Here is a 19,189-nt window from a genome sequence, read left to right as displayed (position 1 = left end):
GCATCGCCGTCTCCCTGCCCAGCGCCGGCGGTTCCGCTGGCGGCGGCGTCGTCGACTCCGCCGCGCTGGATGCCTACGCCGCGTCCGTGACGGGTGAGGACGGCGTCCTGGCCAAGACCGCCCGCACGGTCCTGTCCGAGCTGGGCCTGAACGCTCCCGCCCCCACCGGCGAGGATTCCTCCGACGACGCGCGCGTCATCGACGCCGTGGCCGCCGAGTTGGGGTCGGGCTGGGTTGACCTGGTCGAGCCTCGCTTCGACGCCGCACGCGCCGTCCTCCTGGACGACCGCTGGGCCTCCGCACGTGAAGACGTCGCCCGCTACGTCGCCGAAGGCACCCTCGCCGAGGGAGCGTCCTTCGTGGGCACGGGCCGCGCCGTGGCCGAGCAGGCCTCGTACTGGGCGAACCGCCTGCGCACCGAGGGCGATCACGAGCGCGCCGCTCGCCTGGAGCAGATCGCATCCGACGCTCTGGCGTCCTCCGAGGACCTGCCCTACGCGAATGACGTCGCCGTGGTGACCGGCATGACCCCCGCCTCCATTGGCGGCGCGGTCGTGGGCGGCCTGCTCGCCGGTGGCGCGACCGTCATTGCGACCTCCTCGTCGATTTCCGCCTCGCGCCTGGCCTTCGCCAAGGAGCTGTACCGCACGCACGCTGCGGGCGGCGCGAAGCTGTGGCTGGTTCCCGCGAACCTGGCTTCCTACCGCGACGTGGATGCTCTCGTGGAGTGGATCGGCACCGAGCAGACCAAGTCCGTGGGTGCCGACGTGAAGGTGACCAAGGAAGCCCTGGTCCCGACGCTGTTCTACCCCTTCGCAGCCCCGCGCGTCTCCGGCACGCTGGCGGACGCTGGCCCGGCCTCGGAGAACCAGATGCGTCTGCTGCTGTGGAGCGTCGAGCGCTCCATCGCCGGCCTGTGCGCAATCGGGTCCGACACTCACGCTGACCACCGCCTGCACGTCGTACTGCCCGGTTCCCCGAACCGCGGCATCTTCGGCGGCGACGGTGCCTACGCCGAAGCCAAGGCCTCCTTCGACGCGATTGCAACCCGCTGGGCAGCCGAGCCGATCTGGGGTTCGCGCGTCTCTATCGCTCACCCCCGCATCGGTTGGGTGCGCGGCACCGGTCTCATGGGTGGCAACGACCCGATGGTCGCCGCCGTCGAGGCTGCGGGCGTACGCACGTGGTCGACCGAGGAAATGGCGCAGCAGCTGCTCGCGCTCTCGAGCGCCGAGGTTCGCGCTCAGGCTGCCACCGCTCCTGTGGACGCCGACCTGACCGGCGGCCTGGACTCCTCCATCGACCTGCGCGCGCTGCGCGCCCAGGTGGAGGTCGCAGCTCCCGAGGCTGAAGCCACCAAGCCGGTCGCGACCGTCTCCGCTCTGCCCTCGCCCTCCCAGGTCGCCGTCCCCCACGTCGACCCGTCGCAGTGGGGTCACACCACCGCGTCGCTGGCCGACACGGTCGTCATCGTCGGTCACGGCGAGGTCGGCCCGTGGGGCAGCGCTCGTACCCGCGTGCAGGCCGAACTCGGTATCCACACCGACGGCACCGTCGAGCTCACCCCTGCGGGCGTGCTCGAGCTGGCGTGGATGACCGGCCTGCTGACCTGGTCGGACACCCCGGTGGGTGGCTGGTACGACAAGGACGACCAGCTGGTCCCCGAGTCGGAGATCTTCGATCGCTACCGCGACGAGGTCGTGGCCCGCTCCGGCGTGCGCTTCTTCCACGACGACGGCCCGCTGCACGACGGCTACACGCCCGAGTCGGCCATGGTCTTCCTGGACCGCGACATCACGTTCACGGTCGAGGACGAGGCCGAGGCACGCTCCTACGCCGAGGCCGACCCGCAGTTCACCATGGTCGAACAGACCGCGTTCGGTGAGTGGCAGGTGACCCGCAAGTCCGGCGCCCAAGTGCGTGTGCCTCGTCGCGCGACCCTTAACCGCCGCATCGGTGGCCTGTTCCCGACGGACTTCGATCCGGCCCGCTGGGGTATCCCGGCCTCGATGCTGGATTCGATCGACCCGATCGCCGTGTGGAACCTGGTCTCCGCCGTCGATGCGTTCGTGTCCGCTGGCTTCAGCCCCGCCGAGCTGCTGCGCGTCGTCCACCCGGCGACCGTTGCCTCCACGCAGGGCACCGGCTTCGGTGGCATGCGTTCGATGCACAAGCTGTTCGTCGACCGCTTCCTGGGCGAGGAATACCCGCAGGACATCCTGCAGGAGACCCTGCCCAACGTCGTGGCTGCGCACACGATGCAGTCCTACGTGGGCGGCTACGGCTCAATGATCAACCCGGTCGGTGCCTGCGCAACCGCTGCGGTGTCCATCGAGGAGGGCGTCGACAAGATCAAGGCCGGTAAGGCTGACTTTGTCGTGGCCGGCGCGATTGACGACATTCAGGTCGAGTCGATCGTGGGCTTCGGCGCGATGAACGCGACGGCGAACTCGAACGAGCTGCTCGCTCGCGGCATCTCCTCGCGCTTCGTCTCGCGCGCCAATGACCGCCGCCGCGGCGGCTTCGTCGAGGCGCAGGGCGGCGGCACCGTGCTGCTGACTCGAGGCTCGGTGGCCCTCGAGATGGGCCTGCCGGTCCTGGCGGTCGTCGCACACGCGCAGACGTTCAGCGACGGCGCGCACACCTCGATCCCGGCCCCCGGTCTGGGTGCCCTCGCGGTGGCACGCGGCGGGCGTGACTCGGTCATCGCTCGTAACCTCGCAGAGCTCGGCGTGGGGATCGACGATGTGGCCTTCGTGTCCAAGCACGACACGTCCACGAACGCGAACGACCCGAACGAGTCGGATCTGCACACCCGCGTCGGCATGGCGCTGGGCCGCACCCCCGGTAACCCGCTGCTGGTCATCTCGCAGAAGACCCTCACGGGTCACGCGAAGGGCGGCGCCTGCGTGTTCCAGGTCGGAGGCATCATCGACGTGTTCCGCACGGGTCTGATCCCCGCGAACGTCGCGCTGGATTGCGTCGACGACGCGATGGAGCAGTACGGCCCGCTCGTGTGGCTGCGTTCCCCGCTCAACCTGTCCTCGCGTGGACCGGTGCGCGCGGCGTTCGCGACCTCGCTCGGCTTCGGCCACGTCTCCGGCTTCCTGGCGCTGGTTAACCCGGCCGCCTTCGAGGCAATCGTGGAGCGCGAGGTCGGACGCGAGCGCCTCGAGGCGTGGCGCGCAGCGTCGGATCGCCGACTGCGCAACGGCCAGCGTCACATCGAGATGGGCATGCTGGGCCACGCCCCGCTGTTCACCTCGGTGGAGGGTCGCCATCTGCCCGACGACCCGGCTGCCGGTATCGCGGGTGATGCGCACGAGGTGGAGGCCGCGATCCTGCTGGATCCGTCGGCACGCCTGGGCGAGGACGGCTTCTACCACCTGCCGGAAGGCAAGTGAGCGATGCGCGGACTCGGCGTTGACCTGGTCTCCCTCCCTGAGTTTGCCGCTCAGGTGAGGGAGCCGGGGTCGGCCTTCCTGTCGGGCGTGCTCACGCCCCGGGAGGCACGCCGGGTCCGCGCCCGCGCAGGTGCCACCTCCGGTGCTCAGCCCGGTTCCGCCCGCTTCGAGGAGGCCGTGGCCCGTCACGCGGGCGGCCTGTGGGCCGCAAAGGAAGCTTTCATCAAGGCCTGGTCGTGCGCCCTCTTCGGTGCTCCTCCCCTCATCGGTGACACCGACGTGGATTGGCGTGAGATCGAGGTGATCCACGACGAGTGGAACCGCCCCTCTCTCGCGTTGCACGGACACGTTGCGGCTGCGTGCGAGGAATCGCTGGGTCCCTCCTCATCCTGGAGGGTGCTCGTCTCAGTCAGCCACGACGGGTCGTGCGCCATCGCCCAGGTGATCATCGCGGACGCGCCCGCCTAGAGGTCGTCGAGCGGCTCAGCTTCCTCCGGATCTTCGGGGGCTTCCTGAGTTCCTTCCACCGCCGAATAGTCGAAACGGGACGCCCCCACACACGGGTCCGAGGAATGCTCCTCGGACCCGTCGTGCATGTGCGTGGCCTGGCCGACAGGCGCGCACCCATCGCGCAGCTGCGGGGAATGGGCATCCGGCGTGCTTCGCGACGCGCAGTCCGAGACATCGCACGTGTCGTCGGTCGGCGCATGGACCGAACCATCAGCGGCCACGAAGGCACGTGGCGGCTCCGCGCCCACCTCCCCACGTATGCCCTCCCCCGGTGCGTCTCCCACCGGTATGGGGGCGACACTGCCCGCCGCCGCCTCAGCGCACTGACCGTGCGGAGGCTGCCCAGGCCTCGTCGAAAAGGGATCATCCGGGCTGCCGCCCGCCGGTTCTCCCGTGCTGTGAGCCCCGTTCTTCGTGTAACGCGACGTGCCCTTCGCCATGTCGTGCCCGACCGCGCTGGCGCGAAACACGATGGAGGAGCGAATCTGTCCATTCGCGTCCACCCAGGCATTCGGGACAGGCCGGGCAACCACAATCACCGGGTCGCCCTTACAACAGCAGCGAACCACATTGTCGGCCAGCTTGTCCCACGTTTCAATCGTGTACCAGTACGCTCCGTCCTCCACATAGGAGGCGTTGCCCGTGCGCGCGTCGACCGTGAAACGCCAGCGGGGAATCGCCAGACGGAATGTTGTCACGCACGTATCACCCTTGATGTGTTTCATCGTCGGGACAGAGCCGATACGCCCTTTGAGGGTCGTCGAAATGTCCTGCATCATTGCATCCCTTTCCGATACTGCCCGGCGAGCGCCGGATGCATCCAGGAAACCCCCGTCCTCCCTCACCCTTCAAGTGCGCTGGCGAGACCTGTGGATGGGCGCGACACGAGACATCCCGCTGTGGATACGCCCGACACGAGCGCACCCCCTGTGGACGGAACGACACCGCACATATACGCGAAAGGCGGCACTCCCCTACCGGGGTGCCGCCTTTCGCGAAAAAGAGCAGAAATCAGGCCTCGGCCTGCTCGCCCATGGTGGGAATACCGAGGGCAACGACCTCGCGCGCCACCTCACGCGCCCGCTCCGTCGTCACCGGCTCGGACGGGAACAACACGCGACGGTAGTACTCCAGCTCCTGGATGGACTCCAGGATGTCCGCCAGCGCGCGGTGACCGCCGTGCTTCTCAGGCGATTCACTAAAAGCGGCGCGGTACCAGCGCTTCGCCAGCTCCTTAATGGAAGAGACGTCCACCAGGCGATAGTGCAGGTGGTTGATCACCGAGGGCATGTTGGCCTCAAGGAACATCTTGTCGGTACCCACCGAGTTGCCAGCCAGGAGGGCTTTACCTTCCTGAGGCACGAAACGCTTGATATACGACAGGACCTGCTCGGTCGCGTCCTCCATCGACACAGCGTCAGTCTTGAGGTCCTCCAGCAGACCGGAGGAGGTGTGCATGTGACGCACAAAGTCGTTCATATTCTCCAACGCGCCTGCGGGCGGCGTGATGAGAACATCCATGCCGGGATCAACGATAGTGAGGTCGCCATCGGTGACGACGACGGCCACCTCGATGAGGGCGTCACGCTCGACGTCCAGGCCGGTCATTTCGCAGTCGATCCAGACCAGGGGATCTTTCAGAGTTTTCACGCCCACTATGTTAGTGCGCTCCTCGTCATACGGTTGGCTGGGTCGCTCGGGCGGTGGCCACTACTACACTGGAAGGGTATTGGAAGGAGTTTTCATGTCCGCTAATTCTCACGTGACCACGCCCAAGGACATCCGTCAGGCCGCATCCGCTCTCGAAGGGGTGGCCGTTCGCACGAACCTGGAGCGCTCGGAACGCCTGTCCGCCGAGGCTGGCGTCGATATTCTGCTCAAACGTGAGGATCAGCAGAAGTGCCGTTCCTTCAAGGTGCGCGGCGCATATGCACGTATGTCGCTGCTGTCCCCCGCCGAGCGTGAGCGTGGCGTCGTGTGTGCGTCAGCCGGTAACCACGCCCAGGGCCTCGCCTACGCATGCGCTCACCTGGGCGTGCGCGGAACCATTTACTTGCCGTCGAACACGCCCCGCCAGAAGCGCCGCCGCATCGCGACGATTGGCGGCACGTGGGTCGAGCAGGTCATCGTGGATGGCACGTTTGACCGCGCGAATGCGCTGGCCCAGGAGGCGGCGCGCGCGACGGGCCGCACGTACGTGCATCCCTACGACGATCCCTACACCATCGCTGGGCAGGGCACGATCGGCGTGGAGCTCGAGGAGCAGATGCCCGAGAACACTGCCGCCGTGCTGATCCCCGTGGGCGGCGGTGGCCTCGTGGCAGGCATCGCGACGTGGCTGCGCGCGAACCGCCCGGAGGTGCGAATCATCGGCGTGGAACCCGCGGGCGCGGCGTCGATGCACGCGGCACTGGAGGCCGGTCAGCCGATATCGCTGGCGAAGGTCGATCCTTTCGTGGACGGTACGGCTGTTGGCCGTGCTGGAGCGCTTCCCTTCCATATCGCTTCCCAGTTCGTTGATTGCGTGCTGGTCGTACCCGAGGGCGCGGTGTGCACGGAGATGCTGGAGCTCTACCAGTCGGACGGCGTCATCGCTGAACCCGCTGGTGCACTCGCGTCCACGGCTGCGCACGTATACCTGACGGATCCCGCGGATCGCAAGGCCCTGCTGGGCCGCTCCGACGGCGCCATCGTGTGCGTCGTGTCGGGCGGTAATAACGATCTGACGCGCTACGCGGAGGTTATGGAACGCTCGCTGCGCCATGAGGGCCTGCGTCACTACTTCCTCGTGACGTTCCCGCAGCAGCCGGGCATGCTGCGCATGTTCCTGGAGGATGTACTGGGACCCGCGGACGATATCGTGCACTTCGAGTACACGAAGAAGAACAATCGCGAACTCGGTCCCGCCCTCGTGGGTATCGATCTGACGAACCCGGATGATATCAACGGGTTGCGTCACCGCATGGAGGCTTCTCCTCTGCACGTGGAGGAGCTGCCGCTGGATTCGGAGATTACGCGGCTCGTGATCTGAGAGGCGCACGCAGCGCTGGAGAGGGGCGCGGTTTCGCCGAACGAGGCCGTGGCCCCTCTCCTCTTGTGTCTGTCCCCGGGTGCGTGGCTGGGTGGGGAGCCGCCCGGGATTGGTCGCTTGCCTCATGCGCGGTGGCGCAGCCGGGATGACGGCGGGGGCCATCGCGAGGGGTGTCAGGCGGCGAGGGTGACGGGGCGGGTGACGCGCACACGGACGGCGGGCGTGGAATTGAAGCGGTAGCCTGCGCCGCGAACCGTGGAGATCAGGTCGGGCAGGATGGAGAGCTTCTTACGCAGGCGGCGGATGTGAGCATCCACGGTACGGGAGTCGGAGCCGAGTTCTGCGTGCGCCCACACGGACGCGAAAAGTTCGTCGCGGGTGACAGCACGGTCGGCGTTGGCGGCCAGGTGGGCCAGGAGGTCGTGTTCCTTGGCGGACAGGCCTGCGTCGCGTCCGTCGAGGGTGACCTGTCCGCGGTCGATGTCAATGTCGATGCGGGAGGAACTCAGTCGCAGGCCGGCGAGAACGTCAAGGAATTCCTCGTAGGAGGTGGGGGTGTCGTTGGCGGCGCGGGCGGGGGCGGCAGAGGTGTTGACGAGGGTCATGGGTGTATCCGATTCTTCGGGGCCGCACTCCCACTATCGGCGTGGGTATATCACTGCGGCGGTGATTGACAGGGGTATCTGGGGCGTCAATCACATACACATTCGCGACATCATGCCGCCGGAGGGGCAGCACATGGGGTTCGCGAAGGTCGTCATGGCTCTAGTCTGTCGGACGGATTCCTTCCGAGCAACATCAAGTCCACACCGTGAGATTGTGTAACAACGATGTCTGCGCGTGGATGCACACGTTCCTCCATGGCGGTGTCGCCGACGTACAGCACGTGGGATCAGCGGATACGGACGTGGGCGGGACCATTCGGTCCCGCCCACGTCCTAGTGCCTCGAGGACTTTTCAGGCCTCCAGGCCGCGCTGGGCACGCACTTGTCGAGTAGCGGAGACAAGGTTGTCCAGCGACGCCTTCGTTTCCTCGTAGCCGCGGGTCTTCAGTCCGCAGTCGGGGTTCACCCACAGTCGCGAGACCGGCACGGCGTCAGCGGCCAGGCCGATGAGCTCGACGAGTTCCTCGGTGCTGGGAACGCGGGGGGCATGGATGTCCCACACGCCGGGACCAATGCCGTGGTCAAAGCCAGCCTCGGCCAGTTCGGGGACGACCTCCATCTTGGAGCGCGCTGCCTCGATGGACGTCACATCGGCGTCCAGGCCCTTGATGGCATCGATGATCTGGCCGAACTCGGAGTAGCACAGGTGCGTGTGGATCTGAGTATCCGGGCGCACCGAGGAGGTGGCCAGGCGGAAGGATCCCACGGACCAGTTCAGGTAGTCAGCGTGGCGGTCAGCGTCCAGGGGCAGAAGCTCGCGCAGGGCGGGTTCGTCGACCTGGATGGCAGCAATGCCGGCAGCCTCGAGGTCGGACACCTCGTCGCGCAGGGCCAGACCGATCTGGTCGGCGATCTCGCCGAGCGGCAGGTCGTTGCGCGGGAAGGACCACGCGATGATCGTGACGGGGCCGGTGAGCATGCCCTTGACGGGCTTGTCGGTCAGCGACTGGGCGTAGGTGGTCCATCCCACGGTCATGGGCGCGGGGCGCGAGACGTCGCCCCACAGGATCGACGGGCGCGTGCAGCGCGAGCCGTAGGACTGTACCCAGCCGTTACGCGTGGCTGCGAAGCCGTCGAGCAACTCGGCGAAGTACTGGACCATGTCGTTACGCTCGGCTTCGCCGTGGACGAGGACGTCCAGGCCAAGCTCCTCCTGCAGGGTGATGACGGATGCGATCTCCTCGCGCATGCGCGCCTGGTAGTCCGCGTCGGAGAGTTCACCGCGCGCGTTAGCGGCGCGGGCCTTGCGGATCTCGGTGGTCTGCGGGAACGAACCGATGGTCGTCGTGGGCAGCGGGGGCAGGTGCAGACGCTCGGTCTGAGCGGCCTCGCGCTCCAGGTAGGGCTCGCGGGTGCGGTCTGCATCTGTCAGGGCGGCGGTACGGGCGCGGACCTCGGGGCGCACGACGCCGGGGGCGGCAGCGCGCTGCTCGAGGACGCGGGTCGCTTCAGCGACCCCGGCGTCGATGGCGTCCCAGCCCTCGTCCAGGCCGCGGGCCAGGGTGACGACCTCGAGAACCTTCTGGTCGGCGAAGGCGAGCCAAGCGTGCAGGTTCTCGTTGAGGGCCGGGTCGTCCCAGGTCTCGAGCGCAGTGTCGTGGGGCACGTGCTGGAGGGAATTCGAGGTGGCGACGGTGACGCGGGCGGCTCCCAGGGCCTGTGCGGCCTTCAGAGTCTCGCGCAGCTGGGCCAGGTCGGCGCGCCAGATGTAGCGGCCGTCGACGCCGCCGACGACGAGGGTGACGCCGGACAGGTCTGCGCCCTCGGGGAGGGAACCGCGCAGCGTGTCGACGTGGAGGGCCTCGACACCCGTCTTGGCCAGGGCAGCCACAGCGTGGGAGGCGTCGCCGTAGGGGGTGGTGAGCAGGATCTGGGGACGCTCGGTGGCAGAAGCCAGGCGCTCGTAGACGCGGGCTGCCAGCTCGCCCAGCTCGGCGCGGGTTCGCGAGAGGTTGTCGGAGGTAAGGGCAGGCTCATCGAGCTGGACCCACGGAGCACCCGCGGCATGCAAAGCAGCCAGCGCATCCGCGTACGCGGCCACGGCCTCGTCGATGCGGGTGAGCGGATCGAAATCGGGGGTGGCCGGATCGGCCTTGGCCAGGGCCAGGTAGGTGACTGGGCCGACCAGGACGGGACGGGTCACGTAGCCCCACTCGCGGGCGTCGGCGAAGCGGCGCACGACCGTGTCGTCGGCGAAGTGCAGCGGCGTGTCGGGGCCGATCTCGGGGACGAGGTAGTGGTAGTTCGTGTCGAACCACTTCGTCATCTCTTCGGGGCCGACCTTGTCGTCGCCGCGGGCCAGCGCGAAGTAGAGGTCGAGGCCCTGCCGGCCGACGAAGCGCGGCGGGATAGCACCCAAGAGAATCGTGGCGTCCAGGACGTGGTCGTAGAGCGAGGGTGCGTCGGCCAGAGAGGCGTCCGAGGGGTTCAGACCGAGCTCAACGAGGCGCGCCAGGTTCTCCTTACGCAGGTCGTCAGCAGCGTTCAGCAGCTCGGCCTCGGTGATGCGGCCAGCCCAACGGGCTTCGAGGGCGCGCTTGAGTTCGCGGCCGCGTCCGATACGCGGATAGGCCAGGATCGTGGCGGTGGGGAACTGCGCGGGGGCAGCGGACATAGTGATCTCCTTGGGTGTGCTACTCGTGCGGCGCACGCGGGCGAGGCCCGCACCCGGCCGCGGGGTGGATTGACGGGATGCGCTCAGTGATGCGTGAAGGGGTGCGAGGCCGGGGACCATTGCGGGTCCGGTGTCACTCCCATGAGCGCGAGAATGTCGAGGACGGGCTTGGCCTTGTTGAAGGTGTAGAGGTGGACGCCTGGAGCACCCGCGTCCAAGACGGAGTGAATGAGGCAGGATCCGAAGGCCGCGCCGAACTCGTCGCGGCGCTCCTGCTCCTCGAAACCAGCCAGTGTCGTCAGAAGCTGTTCGGGGACCTCGATACCGGTGAGGTCCTGGACGCGGCGCAGGCGCGCCGGATCCGTGGCCGGCAGCAGGCCGGGAACAATCGGGATAGTGACGCCGGCGCGACGGGCGCGCTCGACGAAGGACGCGTAAACTTCGGCGTCCCAGAACAGCTGCGTGATCGCGAAGGACGCACCCGCCGCCTGCTTGACGAGGAGGCGCTCGACCTCCTGCTGGGGCGTCGTGCCCGCCGCCGGGTTACCCGCTGGGAACGCGGCGACCGCGATGGTCAGGGGCTTGAAGGCGGAGCGCAGGGCCTCGCCCGGGTGAGCGTTGCAGCGGCGTCTTTCAACCGTGCGGATGAGATGAATGAGTTCCGTCGCGCTCGCGACACCGCCCGGGCCGGGTTCCCAGTCCTCTTGCCCGACCGGCGGGTCTCCGCGCAGGGCCAGGAAGGTTCGCACGCCCGACTCCAGGTAGTCGTGCACGGTGGAGACGACCTCGGCCGTGGAATTGCCGACGCAGGTCAGGTGCGCGATCGGCTGGATCGGGGTGTCTCGTACGAGGCGCTGGACCGTCGAGCGGGCATTGTTACGATCCTTACCTCCGGCACCGTAGGTCACGGACATGAAGTCCGGGCGAACCTGGAGGAGGCGATCAACCGTGTCCCAGAAGGGGGCTTCCAACGAAGGCTTGCGCGGGGGCATCACCTCGAAGGAGAGGAGCGTGGGCTCGTGGTCATGGGTACAGGGACAGGCGTAGTCGTCGTCGGAGAAGGGCACGGTGAAACTCTCGGGTAGCGGCATCGTCCCGTCTGAGTGCACGTGTGTGCAGCTGGTGTTGTAGCGGCGGGGCGTAGCCTAGGGAATGGCGGACGTCGGCGTCAGCTGCACATTCGGGCACGAATCGACCCGTACATGCGACGGGTGACAATCGTTCGTGCGTTCATGCCACCCAGTATGGTCACCACCGAGAGGTGCCCGCAGAAGGGGTCCGCGGAACGGGAGTTTGTGACAGCGCTGTCTCACGCGACACGACATGAGGGTGGGCGGTGCGACGATGGTGGTGCCTCCACGGCATCGCCCCCGGGCCAGCAGCACTCCTGCCGGGGAGTTGATACCGATGAGAGGAGGTGACTGGGTTGGCACAAGGCCGACGTTCGCGTCAACGGAGGCGGACTGGTCTGGATGGGAAGCAGAAAGCCCAGATCGCTGTAGCAGTGGTAACGACACTGCCACAGCTGATCTGGGCGATTGCATTCCTGCTGAGCACCCTCATGGGTAGCTAAGACCATCCCGGAAACCGGGGAGTCGGACAGCAGCAACTGTTCGACTCCCCTTATTATGACACACTGGTCGCGCAGCGCGGAGCACGAACCCCTGCGCCCCGTAGGATGAACCTCCGTCGGCCCATGGACTGCGCGACAGAGTCGCTCGGGACGCAGATGAGCATGCCCGCGTCGATACTTCCATCATGGGCGACACCGATGTCTCCACACCCGAGACGATCCACGCTCCCCCGCCCGCGCTTGGTTCGCGAGTATCATGTGGAGGTGGCGACGTAGCAGTCCACGCCGCTGCGCGAGCGCCGCACGTGCCCCAAGGCGGGGGCCACGGCCTCGTTCAACTGAGCTGTCGTCTCACCTCTTAGAACTGTTCCGGCATGGACGCCGGTCACCCGATGAGGAGCATTCATATGTCCGACATCCGCACGGCACCATCCGTGACACCGCAAGACTGCTTGAATTTTGCTGACGCCGCCCTGTATCTCGCGGGGCACACGGTCTCAGATCCTTATCTGCGCGAGCTTCACGCCAAGGCAGCGAGCGGCGAGATCACCGTCGAGGAAGCGGGGCATCTCGGTGAGGAGTACCTCTACGCGAAGTTTGGTGTGAACCATGAGTGATCCATCATGGGATGCCTATTTCATCCCAGGGACCCACGCGATGCGTAACAAGTTCACTCGCGGTGGGCGTTTCCCCGACGGTATACCGTCGATGGTGGCGGTCGGTGCGTTGGAGGAGCACTGGGCGCGGCTGCGCCTCATTGAGCTCGTACGTTCCCCTCTCCTGGGCCGCTTCGACTACGACCACATGAAGGCAATTCATCGTCACATCTTCCAGGACACTTTTGCGTGGGCAGGCCAGGAGCGCAGTGCACCAATGGGCGGACCAATGATCAAGTTCGGCCCCGACGTGTCAGCGTTCCCCGACTTTGACCCGCGCGACTATTCGGTCCCGCACGAATATGCGCCGGCAGGGCGGCAGCTGACCGAGGCCGCGACGCACGAGTACGCGCTCCTTCAGGAGGCCGATTATCTACGCGGACTGGCGCTGAGTGAGTTCGTCGACAACCTGGCACTGCGCTGGGTGTCTCTCAACGTCGTGCATTCCTTCCGCGAGGGAAACACGCGCTCGCAGCTCGTGTTTTTCTCCGAACTCGCCCACCACGCGGGCTACCACCTGGATGCGAGAGCATTCCTGCCTCCGAGCCGCGAGGATCGACTGGCGGGCGTCACGAATCCTGTTCGTGAGCGTTTCGTCGCGGCGCGCTATTACTTTCAGGACTACCACGATCACACTCCGATGGCCGATACTCTCGCCGAGGTGATCGCTCCGTTGACTGAGGACCAGCGACGCGCCCGGTCCATCATTCCCATTGAGGAGCGTTGAGAGCACACAGAGCCGGGGATCCGGACGACGACGGCTGGTCGGCTCCCCGCTCGGCGTCGGCGCGTCTCACGCGGGAGTGAGCACAGCAACGCGCGTCCGGTGCGGATCGGTGGCGCCTCCGACAGGACTCGAACCTGCAACCTCGGGATTAGAAGGCCCTCGCTCTATCCATTGAGCTACGGAGGCATGGCGCATGTGCGCTGCCTGTAAGACTAGCGGAGGTTAGCCGCGCTTTCCAACGGCGCGGCCCAGTAGGAAGGCCAGAAGCGGGAATAGCAGGACCGATAGGGCACCGGCGACGACCAGCAGGGAGGCCAGCCAGGTCGGGATGATGCCCGTTGAGGATGCCAGGCCGGTAACGGCGACGATAATCGGCAAGCCGGTCGCGCCGTACAGGCCGATGCGCGTCGCGTCCGACCAGCCGACCCGCTCGATGGTCCCATGGAAGCGCTCGAGAGCGACGATGGGCACGCCACGCACGAGGAGGATCGCGCCGACCAAGCTCACGAGCAGGAACGGGTGAGCGGCGACGGCGCTCAGCGAGATGGCCATTCCGGACGTGACGAAGAACAGGGGGATCAGGAAAGAGAAGCCGAGCGTGCGCAGTTCCCCTTCGATCATGGTGAAGTTACCGGGTGCGAGGGCGCGCACGATGATACCGGCGGCGAAAGCGCCGAGCACCATGTCCAGGTCCAGGACCGCTGACAGGGCCATGAGGCCCGTCAGGATGACCATGACGACGCGCATGAGGGTCTTTTGCGAGGTCTGGGCACCGTGCAGGATCGTCCGCCCGATCTCGGGGTGGCGCAGCACGAATCGCGTGGGGATTGCGACGGCGACGATGGTGGCGAGTACGAAGAACATGAGGACGCCGAAGGAGAGCCAGGGGCTGCGTGCGGAGAGCAGCAGCGACATGGCGACGATGGGCGCGAGTTCGCCGATGGCACCGTGCACCAGAACGGCTTTGCCGATGGTGGTGCCCATGACACCGGCCTCCATGAGGATAGGCAGAAGGGTGCCCAGCGCGGTCGAGGTCAGCGCGATAGCGAGCGCGATGTAGGTCGAGTACCCCACGCCGGTGGTCCCGGAGGCAGCGACGGCCACCCATGACACTGCCAGGCCGATCCCGAAGCAGGCCAGCCACGTGGCCAGGGAGCGCTTACCGGCGCTCCCGTGCACTTCTTGCACGTCAATTTCGGTGCCCGCGATGAGGAAGAGCATGCCCATGCCGACCTCACGGAACACGGAGATCGGTTCGGTCAGCGAGGCGAAGCCCAGCGCGTTCGGCCCGACGGCGACGCCCAGGATCAGCAGCCACACGACGTCAGGTACGCGCTTGTGCGTCAGAGAAGCGAGGAGAGGTGCGACGGCGGCTGCGGCTGCGATGATGAAGAGGGAGACGATAGATCCCTCAGTGTCGGTCGCTGTGGAGGAGGCGACGAGGCCGTGGCTCGTTGCATCGGTCGCGGCGAGGATGGTGATCGGCATGTTCATGTGCGCTCCTGACGGGGCAAAAGGATCGATGGTGCGGTGCCGCGTAACACGCGGGCGCGTCGCGTCGAATTGCGGGCATGACAAAGGCCCGGGACGACTAGTCCCGGGCCCGTGCGTGGATGCGAGGTCAGCCCTCGACGTCCAGGAGGCCGTTCTTGTATGCCTTGGCCAGGCGGCGGGGCACACGGATCTCACGGCCGGCGACCTTGACGGTGTTCAGCTCGGTAAGATCAGCCTTCCAGGTAGACCGGCGGGTGCGGGTGTTCGCACGGGACATCTTACGCTTGGGAACTGCCATGTCTTACCGCTCCTCTTCTTTCTCGACGACTATTCTGGTTCGGTGCGCCACGCGGGCGCACGGCGACAACCCGACTAGACTACCACGGACCTTGCGCGTGTGGCATATCGCGCGGGCGGGTGCGCCTGCGATTCTGGTTACAGACTGGGAGCTGGGAACTCTCCCCTAGACTGGCCTCATGTCCGTTCTTCGCACGCTCGCCTCTGGCACGCTTCTCACCCACGAGATTGAGATCAAGCGTTCCCGCTTTATTACGACGCTCGCCAGGACGGACACTCCGCAGGAAGCTCGTGCACTCATCGACGCGGTCAAGTCCGAGCACCCGCAGGCGCGTCACAACTGCTCCGCATACCTGATCGATCCGCCGGATGCCGCTCCCTTGCAGCATTCCTCGGACGACGGGGAGCCGTCGGGCACGGCGGGTACTCCGATGCTGGAGGCCCTGCGCGCCTCTGACACGTGGAACGCGACGGCTGTCGTGACGCGTTACTTCGGGGGGATCCTACTTGGCGGAGGCGGCCTCGTGCGCGCGTATTCGACGTCGGTGTCCGAGGCTGTCGCCCGCGCTCCCATCGCCTACCTGGTCGGACGCGACATCCTTGAAACGCAGCTCCGCCCCGGGGATGCGGGGCGTATCGAGGCGGAGCTACGAGGCCGCGGAGCCACGGTCGTGGACACGATCTGGGGCACGAACGTGACGTTGCGCATCGCGATCAATCCGAGCGACCGGGAGCCGATTGACGCATGTCTGGCCCAGGCCTCGTCCGGTGTTGCAAAGTTTCGCTACGTGGAAACCCGCCAGGTTGAACTAGACGAGGCTCCGACAGCTGGTTGAGAATTCTGGGGTACACCGCTTATGGAAGGACCCCTCATGGCTCGCATCGCCTCCACTGTCGCCGATCTGATCGGCGACACTCCCCTCGTTCGCATCAACCATGTCGCCGGCGACGGCGTGGACGTCGTCGCAAAGGTTGAATCCTTCAATCCCGCCTCCTCCGTCAAGGACCGCATCGCCCGCTCGATCATCGACGCGGCTGAGGCCTCGGGCGCGCTGGCCCCCGGCGGCACGATTGTCGAGGCCACCTCGGGTAACACGGGTATCGCCCTGTCAATGGTGGGCGCGGCTCGCGGCTACAAGGTCGTCATCGTCATGCCCGCCTCGATGTCCGTTGAGCGACGCGCGATTGTGCGCGCCTTCGGTGCCGAACTGGTTCTCACTGACCCCAAGGGCGGCGTCTCCGTCGCAGTCGCCGAGGCCGAGCGCATCGCCTCCGAGCGTCCGGGCGCGATCATCGCCTCCCAGTTCACGAACCCCGCGAACCCCGCCGCGCACATCGCCCACACGGGCGAGGAGATCTGGGCGGACACCGAGGGTCAGGTCGACGTGTTCGTCGCCGGCGTGGGCACGGGCGGCACCATCTCGGGCGTCGCGCGAGTCTTGAAGGATAAGAACCCGAACGTGCGCATCGTCGCCGTCCAGCCCGCCGAGTCACCGCTGCTCACCGGCGGTGCCCCCGGCCCGCACGGCATCCAGGGCCTCATGCCCAACTTCGTGCCCGACACCTTCGACGCCGATCTCATCGACGAGGTTGTGTCCGTGGAGACCGCTACCGCACTCGAGTTTGCTCGCCGTGCAGCCGCCGAGGAGGGCCTGCTCGTGGGTATCTCGTCGGGCGCAGCCCTGGCCGGAACCGCGGTCGTGGCAGCCCGCCCCGAGCTGGCCGGCAAGAAGTTTGTCACACTCCTGCCCGACACGGGTGAGCGTTACCTCTCGACTGCTCTTTTCGCCGGTCTTGAGGACTGAACAACCTGCTATGACGCGCTAGAGTGGCCCCGGAGAGAATGTCCGGGGCCACCTGTGCATTCACCCATCCATCCACCGTAGGAGGACTCCCGTGAAGCTCACCGTTCGCACCCTGTCGCGTGCCCTGTCTCGGACGCTGCCCACCAAGGCGATCGGTCTGTTTCGCGAAGATCTGGTGACGGCGCAGCGCCGCGACCCAGCGGCCACCTCCGCTCTGGAGATCGCCCTGACGTACCCGGGCGTGCACGCCCTGTGGACCCACCGCGTCTCCCATGCCCTGTGGACCCGTGGTGCCCGCACTCCCGCGCGCGTCCTTTCGTCAGCGGCCCGCGCCCTCACCGGCGTCGACATCCACCCTGAGGCACGTATCGGACGCCGCGTCTTCATCGACCACGCGACCGGCGTCGTCATCGGCCAGACCGCCGAGGTCGGCAACGACGTCGTCATCTTCCACGGAGTTACCCTGGGCGGCGTCGCCATGACACCAGGCAAGCGCCACCCCACGGTCGGCGATCACGTGATGATCGGCGCGGGCGCGAAGGTGCTCGGCCCCATCACCGTGGGCACGGGTGTCAAGATCGGCGCGAACGCCGTCGTCGTCAAGGACGTGCCCTGCGGAAACGTCGCGATTGGCGTGCCCGCGCGTCTGTTGCCCAAGCCCGAAAAGGATACGCGCGACCGCGATTTGATCGTCGATCCCGCGTACTTCTTCCAGGAGCCGGCGCTCTACATCTGAGCCCCCAACACCGCTGGTCGGGCCGCAATGGGGCATTTTGATTGCGGCCCGCGACAAAGTGAGCACCCTCACCTATAGTTGGTTTATGGAAGCTCGAACTCTACATGCCCCACTGGACGCGTTGTCAGCGGCGAATCGCCCCCAGGGTATTGAGATCGCCACGCTCACAACATTCGACATTCCCGCTCTTGCGGTGCTCACCCTCGAGGCGTACGACGATGCTGTCACGCCCGAGGCGCTCCTTGAAACATCCGAGGAACTCCGTCTTACCTTTGAAGGTGCCTTCGGTGATACCACCGAGGATTCCTTCGTGGGAGCCTGGGACGGCGGCACCCTCGTCGGCGCGATCCTCGTGGTACGTGAATCCCCCTGGGATGACGCGCCGAATGGTCCCTTCGTCGTGGACCTCATCGTCGCGCCGGACTACCGCAGGCGAGGCATCGCAACCGCCCTCGTCTCGGAGGTGGCCTCCAGGTGCACCCACTGGGGTTTCGACTCCCTCGCCCTGCGCCTGGATGCGCGCCACGGCGGTGCTCGCGAGCTGTACTCGATGCTCGGCTTCGAGGAGATCGCCTGACAAATGGCGAGGAGTGCGGACCTCTCGGCCCGCACCCCCCTGACGATTTTTCACGCGCTCAGCGCTGGCAGGATGGACACCAGAACAGGCGCCGGTTCTGCATGAGCGCCTCGCGGATCGGCGTCCCGCAGCGCAGGCACGGACGGCCCGTGCGGTGGTACGCGTACCACCGCGAGGCTTCCTCGTCACCCTCAATCGGTGGGTTCGGGGCCTCGTCCGGGTCCATCGTATCCAGGCGACCGGCGGCCAGACCGCGGTTCATGAGGTCGCAGATGAGGACCCACAGCTCGCGCAGGCGCTTGAGCGAAATGTTTGCGCCCTTGCGGTGCGGCGAAATGCCCGCGAGGAAGAGGGCGTCGGCGCGGTAGATGTTGCCCACGCCGGCGATGATCGACTGGTCCATGACGATCTCGCCGATGGCCCGCTTCTTCGAGTGGGCGACCTGGGCGAAACGTTCCATGGCCTCGACGTCGGAGCGTGCCCCGGCATCCAGGGGATCCGGCCCCAGCTTCGACTCCGCTGTGATGCGCTCCTCATCGGTAATGAGGTCGCAGCGGTTGGGTCCGATCAGGTCGGCGACCGCATGGTCGTTATACACGCGCAGGCGCACGGCGCCGACCGGCTCTGGAGGCTCCCATTCCCCCGCCTTGGCCTCGCCGAAGCCCTCGCCCCAGCGGGTCTCGGTGTGGCCGTTCCACTCCCCCTTCTGGACGTTCGGGATGCGGTGAGCAACACCGTGCCCCTCGTCGATGACGGTCTCATCGCCGTTGAATCGCCACCAGCCGTACAGCCCCAGGTGGATGTGCACCCAGCGGTCTGGCCAGGGGGCGTCCTCACCGAGGATCGGCTCCCCACTGCCGGCCGCAGCCCCCTCGAGGAGGGCCACCCCGGCCTCGTACGTCTCGCCCGGGGCGGGCGGCACGAAACCGATGAACATGTGTTTACCGTGCACGCGCACCCGCTGCATGACCCACCCGTCCAGGAGGGCTGCTGAGGACGCGAAACGTCCCTGCGGGGACGACGCCGAGACGATACCCCCGACGAAAAGCTCGTCGAGGGTACCGGCTAGGCGACGGACTGCATCGCCTTCAGGCATGCGA

General features: G+C 66.8%; 17 protein-coding genes and 1 tRNA gene. 9 read left to right on the top strand and 9 right to left on the bottom strand.

Annotated elements, in window-relative coordinates:
• On the top strand, positions 1-3,404 hold a 3,404-nt coding region (locus tag HMPREF1136_RS07980), incomplete at its 5' end, for a beta-ketoacyl synthase N-terminal-like domain-containing protein (RefSeq protein WP_009648835.1).
• Positions 3,405-3,407: 3 nt separating this feature from the next.
• Entirely contained in the window at positions 3,408-3,872 is a 465-nt protein-coding gene (locus tag HMPREF1136_RS07975) for a holo-ACP synthase (RefSeq protein ID WP_009648827.1), read from the top strand.
• On the opposite strand, the gene HMPREF1136_RS07970 is transcribed toward HMPREF1136_RS07975, so the two are convergent.
• Positions 3,869-4,693, bottom strand: coding sequence for a single-stranded DNA-binding protein (locus HMPREF1136_RS07970; RefSeq protein WP_232204196.1), 825 nt, complete (start codon positions 4,691-4,693; stop codon positions 3,869-3,871). The genes HMPREF1136_RS07975 and HMPREF1136_RS07970 overlap by 4 nt on opposite strands.
• Positions 4,694-4,925: 232 nt before the next feature.
• A complete protein-coding gene (orn, locus tag HMPREF1136_RS07965; protein WP_156791865.1) occupies positions 4,926-5,573 on the bottom strand; it encodes an oligoribonuclease in 648 nt (215 codons plus the stop codon).
• Positions 5,574-5,658: 85 nt separating this feature from the next.
• Between orn and ilvA the strand changes: the two genes are divergently transcribed.
• A complete protein-coding gene (gene ilvA, locus HMPREF1136_RS07960) occupies positions 5,659-6,945 on the top strand; it encodes a threonine ammonia-lyase IlvA (protein ID WP_009648811.1) in 1,287 nt (428 codons plus the stop codon).
• Between the two features lie 173 nt (positions 6,946-7,118).
• Here ilvA and HMPREF1136_RS07955 read toward each other — a convergent pair whose 3' ends face one another.
• The 3 genes from HMPREF1136_RS07955 to HMPREF1136_RS07945 form a co-directional block, all read right to left on the bottom strand.
• Positions 7,119-7,550 (bottom strand): winged helix-turn-helix domain-containing protein, encoded by a 432-nt coding sequence (locus HMPREF1136_RS07955; protein ID WP_009648789.1) that lies wholly within the window; start codon positions 7,548-7,550, stop codon positions 7,119-7,121.
• A gap of 352 nt (positions 7,551-7,902) precedes the next feature.
• Positions 7,903-10,224 carry a 5-methyltetrahydropteroyltriglutamate--homocysteine S-methyltransferase gene (metE, locus tag HMPREF1136_RS07950; RefSeq protein ID WP_009648825.1) on the bottom strand — a complete coding sequence of 774 codons (2,322 nt, stop codon included), beginning with the start codon at positions 10,222-10,224 and terminating at the stop codon, positions 7,903-7,905.
• An 83-nt stretch (positions 10,225-10,307) separates the two neighbouring features.
• The gene (locus HMPREF1136_RS07945; RefSeq protein ID WP_034505433.1) at positions 10,308-11,291 is read right to left on the bottom strand and encodes a methylenetetrahydrofolate reductase; all 984 of its coding nucleotides are present in this window, start codon (positions 11,289-11,291) and stop codon (positions 10,308-10,310) included.
• A gap of 913 nt (positions 11,292-12,204) precedes the next feature.
• Here HMPREF1136_RS07945 and HMPREF1136_RS07940 point away from each other — a divergent pair.
• Together HMPREF1136_RS07940 and HMPREF1136_RS07935 are read left to right on the top strand one after the other, a co-directional pair.
• On the top strand, positions 12,205-12,414 hold the full coding sequence (locus tag HMPREF1136_RS07940; protein ID WP_009648796.1) for a hypothetical protein: 210 nt from the start codon (positions 12,205-12,207) through the stop codon (positions 12,412-12,414).
• Positions 12,407-13,180: a Fic/DOC family protein gene (locus HMPREF1136_RS07935; protein WP_034505430.1), complete on the top strand. Its 774-nt coding sequence runs from the start codon at positions 12,407-12,409 to the stop codon at positions 13,178-13,180. Before HMPREF1136_RS07940 ends, HMPREF1136_RS07935 begins: the two co-directional genes overlap by 8 nt.
• Positions 13,181-13,290: 110 nt before the next feature.
• Here HMPREF1136_RS07935 and HMPREF1136_RS07930 read toward each other — a convergent pair.
• The 3 genes from HMPREF1136_RS07930 to rpmF form a co-directional block, all read right to left on the bottom strand.
• Positions 13,291-13,366: transfer RNA gene (locus HMPREF1136_RS07930), tRNA-Arg, on the bottom strand.
• A gap of 36 nt (positions 13,367-13,402) precedes the next feature.
• Positions 13,403-14,674: a cation:proton antiporter gene (locus HMPREF1136_RS07925; protein ID WP_009648808.1), complete on the bottom strand. Its 1,272-nt coding sequence runs from the start codon at positions 14,672-14,674 to the stop codon at positions 13,403-13,405.
• Between the two features lie 127 nt (positions 14,675-14,801).
• Positions 14,802-14,972 (bottom strand): 50S ribosomal protein L32, encoded by a 171-nt coding sequence (gene rpmF / locus HMPREF1136_RS07920; protein WP_003792889.1) that lies wholly within the window; start codon positions 14,970-14,972, stop codon positions 14,802-14,804.
• A 178-nt stretch (positions 14,973-15,150) separates the two neighbouring features.
• Between rpmF and HMPREF1136_RS07915 the strand changes: the two genes are divergently transcribed.
• From HMPREF1136_RS07915 to HMPREF1136_RS07900, 4 genes are all read left to right on the top strand, one after another.
• On the top strand, positions 15,151-15,807 hold the full coding sequence (locus HMPREF1136_RS07915) for an IMPACT family protein (RefSeq protein WP_009648816.1): 657 nt from the start codon (positions 15,151-15,153) through the stop codon (positions 15,805-15,807).
• A gap of 36 nt (positions 15,808-15,843) precedes the next feature.
• Complete coding sequence (cysK, locus tag HMPREF1136_RS07910) at positions 15,844-16,776, top strand: cysteine synthase A (protein WP_009648781.1); 933 nt, start codon at positions 15,844-15,846, stop codon at positions 16,774-16,776.
• A gap of 91 nt (positions 16,777-16,867) precedes the next feature.
• The gene (cysE, locus tag HMPREF1136_RS07905; RefSeq protein WP_009648799.1) at positions 16,868-17,512 is read left to right on the top strand and encodes a serine O-acetyltransferase; all 645 of its coding nucleotides are present in this window, start codon (positions 16,868-16,870) and stop codon (positions 17,510-17,512) included.
• A gap of 85 nt (positions 17,513-17,597) precedes the next feature.
• Positions 17,598-18,089 carry a GNAT family N-acetyltransferase gene (locus tag HMPREF1136_RS07900; RefSeq protein ID WP_009648805.1) on the top strand — a complete coding sequence of 164 codons (492 nt, stop codon included), beginning with the start codon at positions 17,598-17,600 and terminating at the stop codon, positions 18,087-18,089.
• Between the two features lie 58 nt (positions 18,090-18,147).
• Here the strand turns inward: HMPREF1136_RS07900 and HMPREF1136_RS07895 are convergent, their stop codons facing one another.
• Positions 18,148-19,185, bottom strand: a complete 1,038-nt coding sequence (locus HMPREF1136_RS07895; RefSeq protein WP_009648786.1) for an Fpg/Nei family DNA glycosylase — start codon at positions 19,183-19,185, stop codon at positions 18,148-18,150.
• Positions 19,186-19,189: the final 4 nt, after the last annotated feature.

Origin of the sequence: Actinomyces sp. ICM47 (genome assembly GCF_000278725.1) — a bacterium.
Classification (GTDB): Bacteria; Actinomycetota; Actinomycetes; order Actinomycetales; family Actinomycetaceae; genus Pauljensenia.
This window is presented reverse-complemented; position numbering and strand designations above follow the sequence as displayed.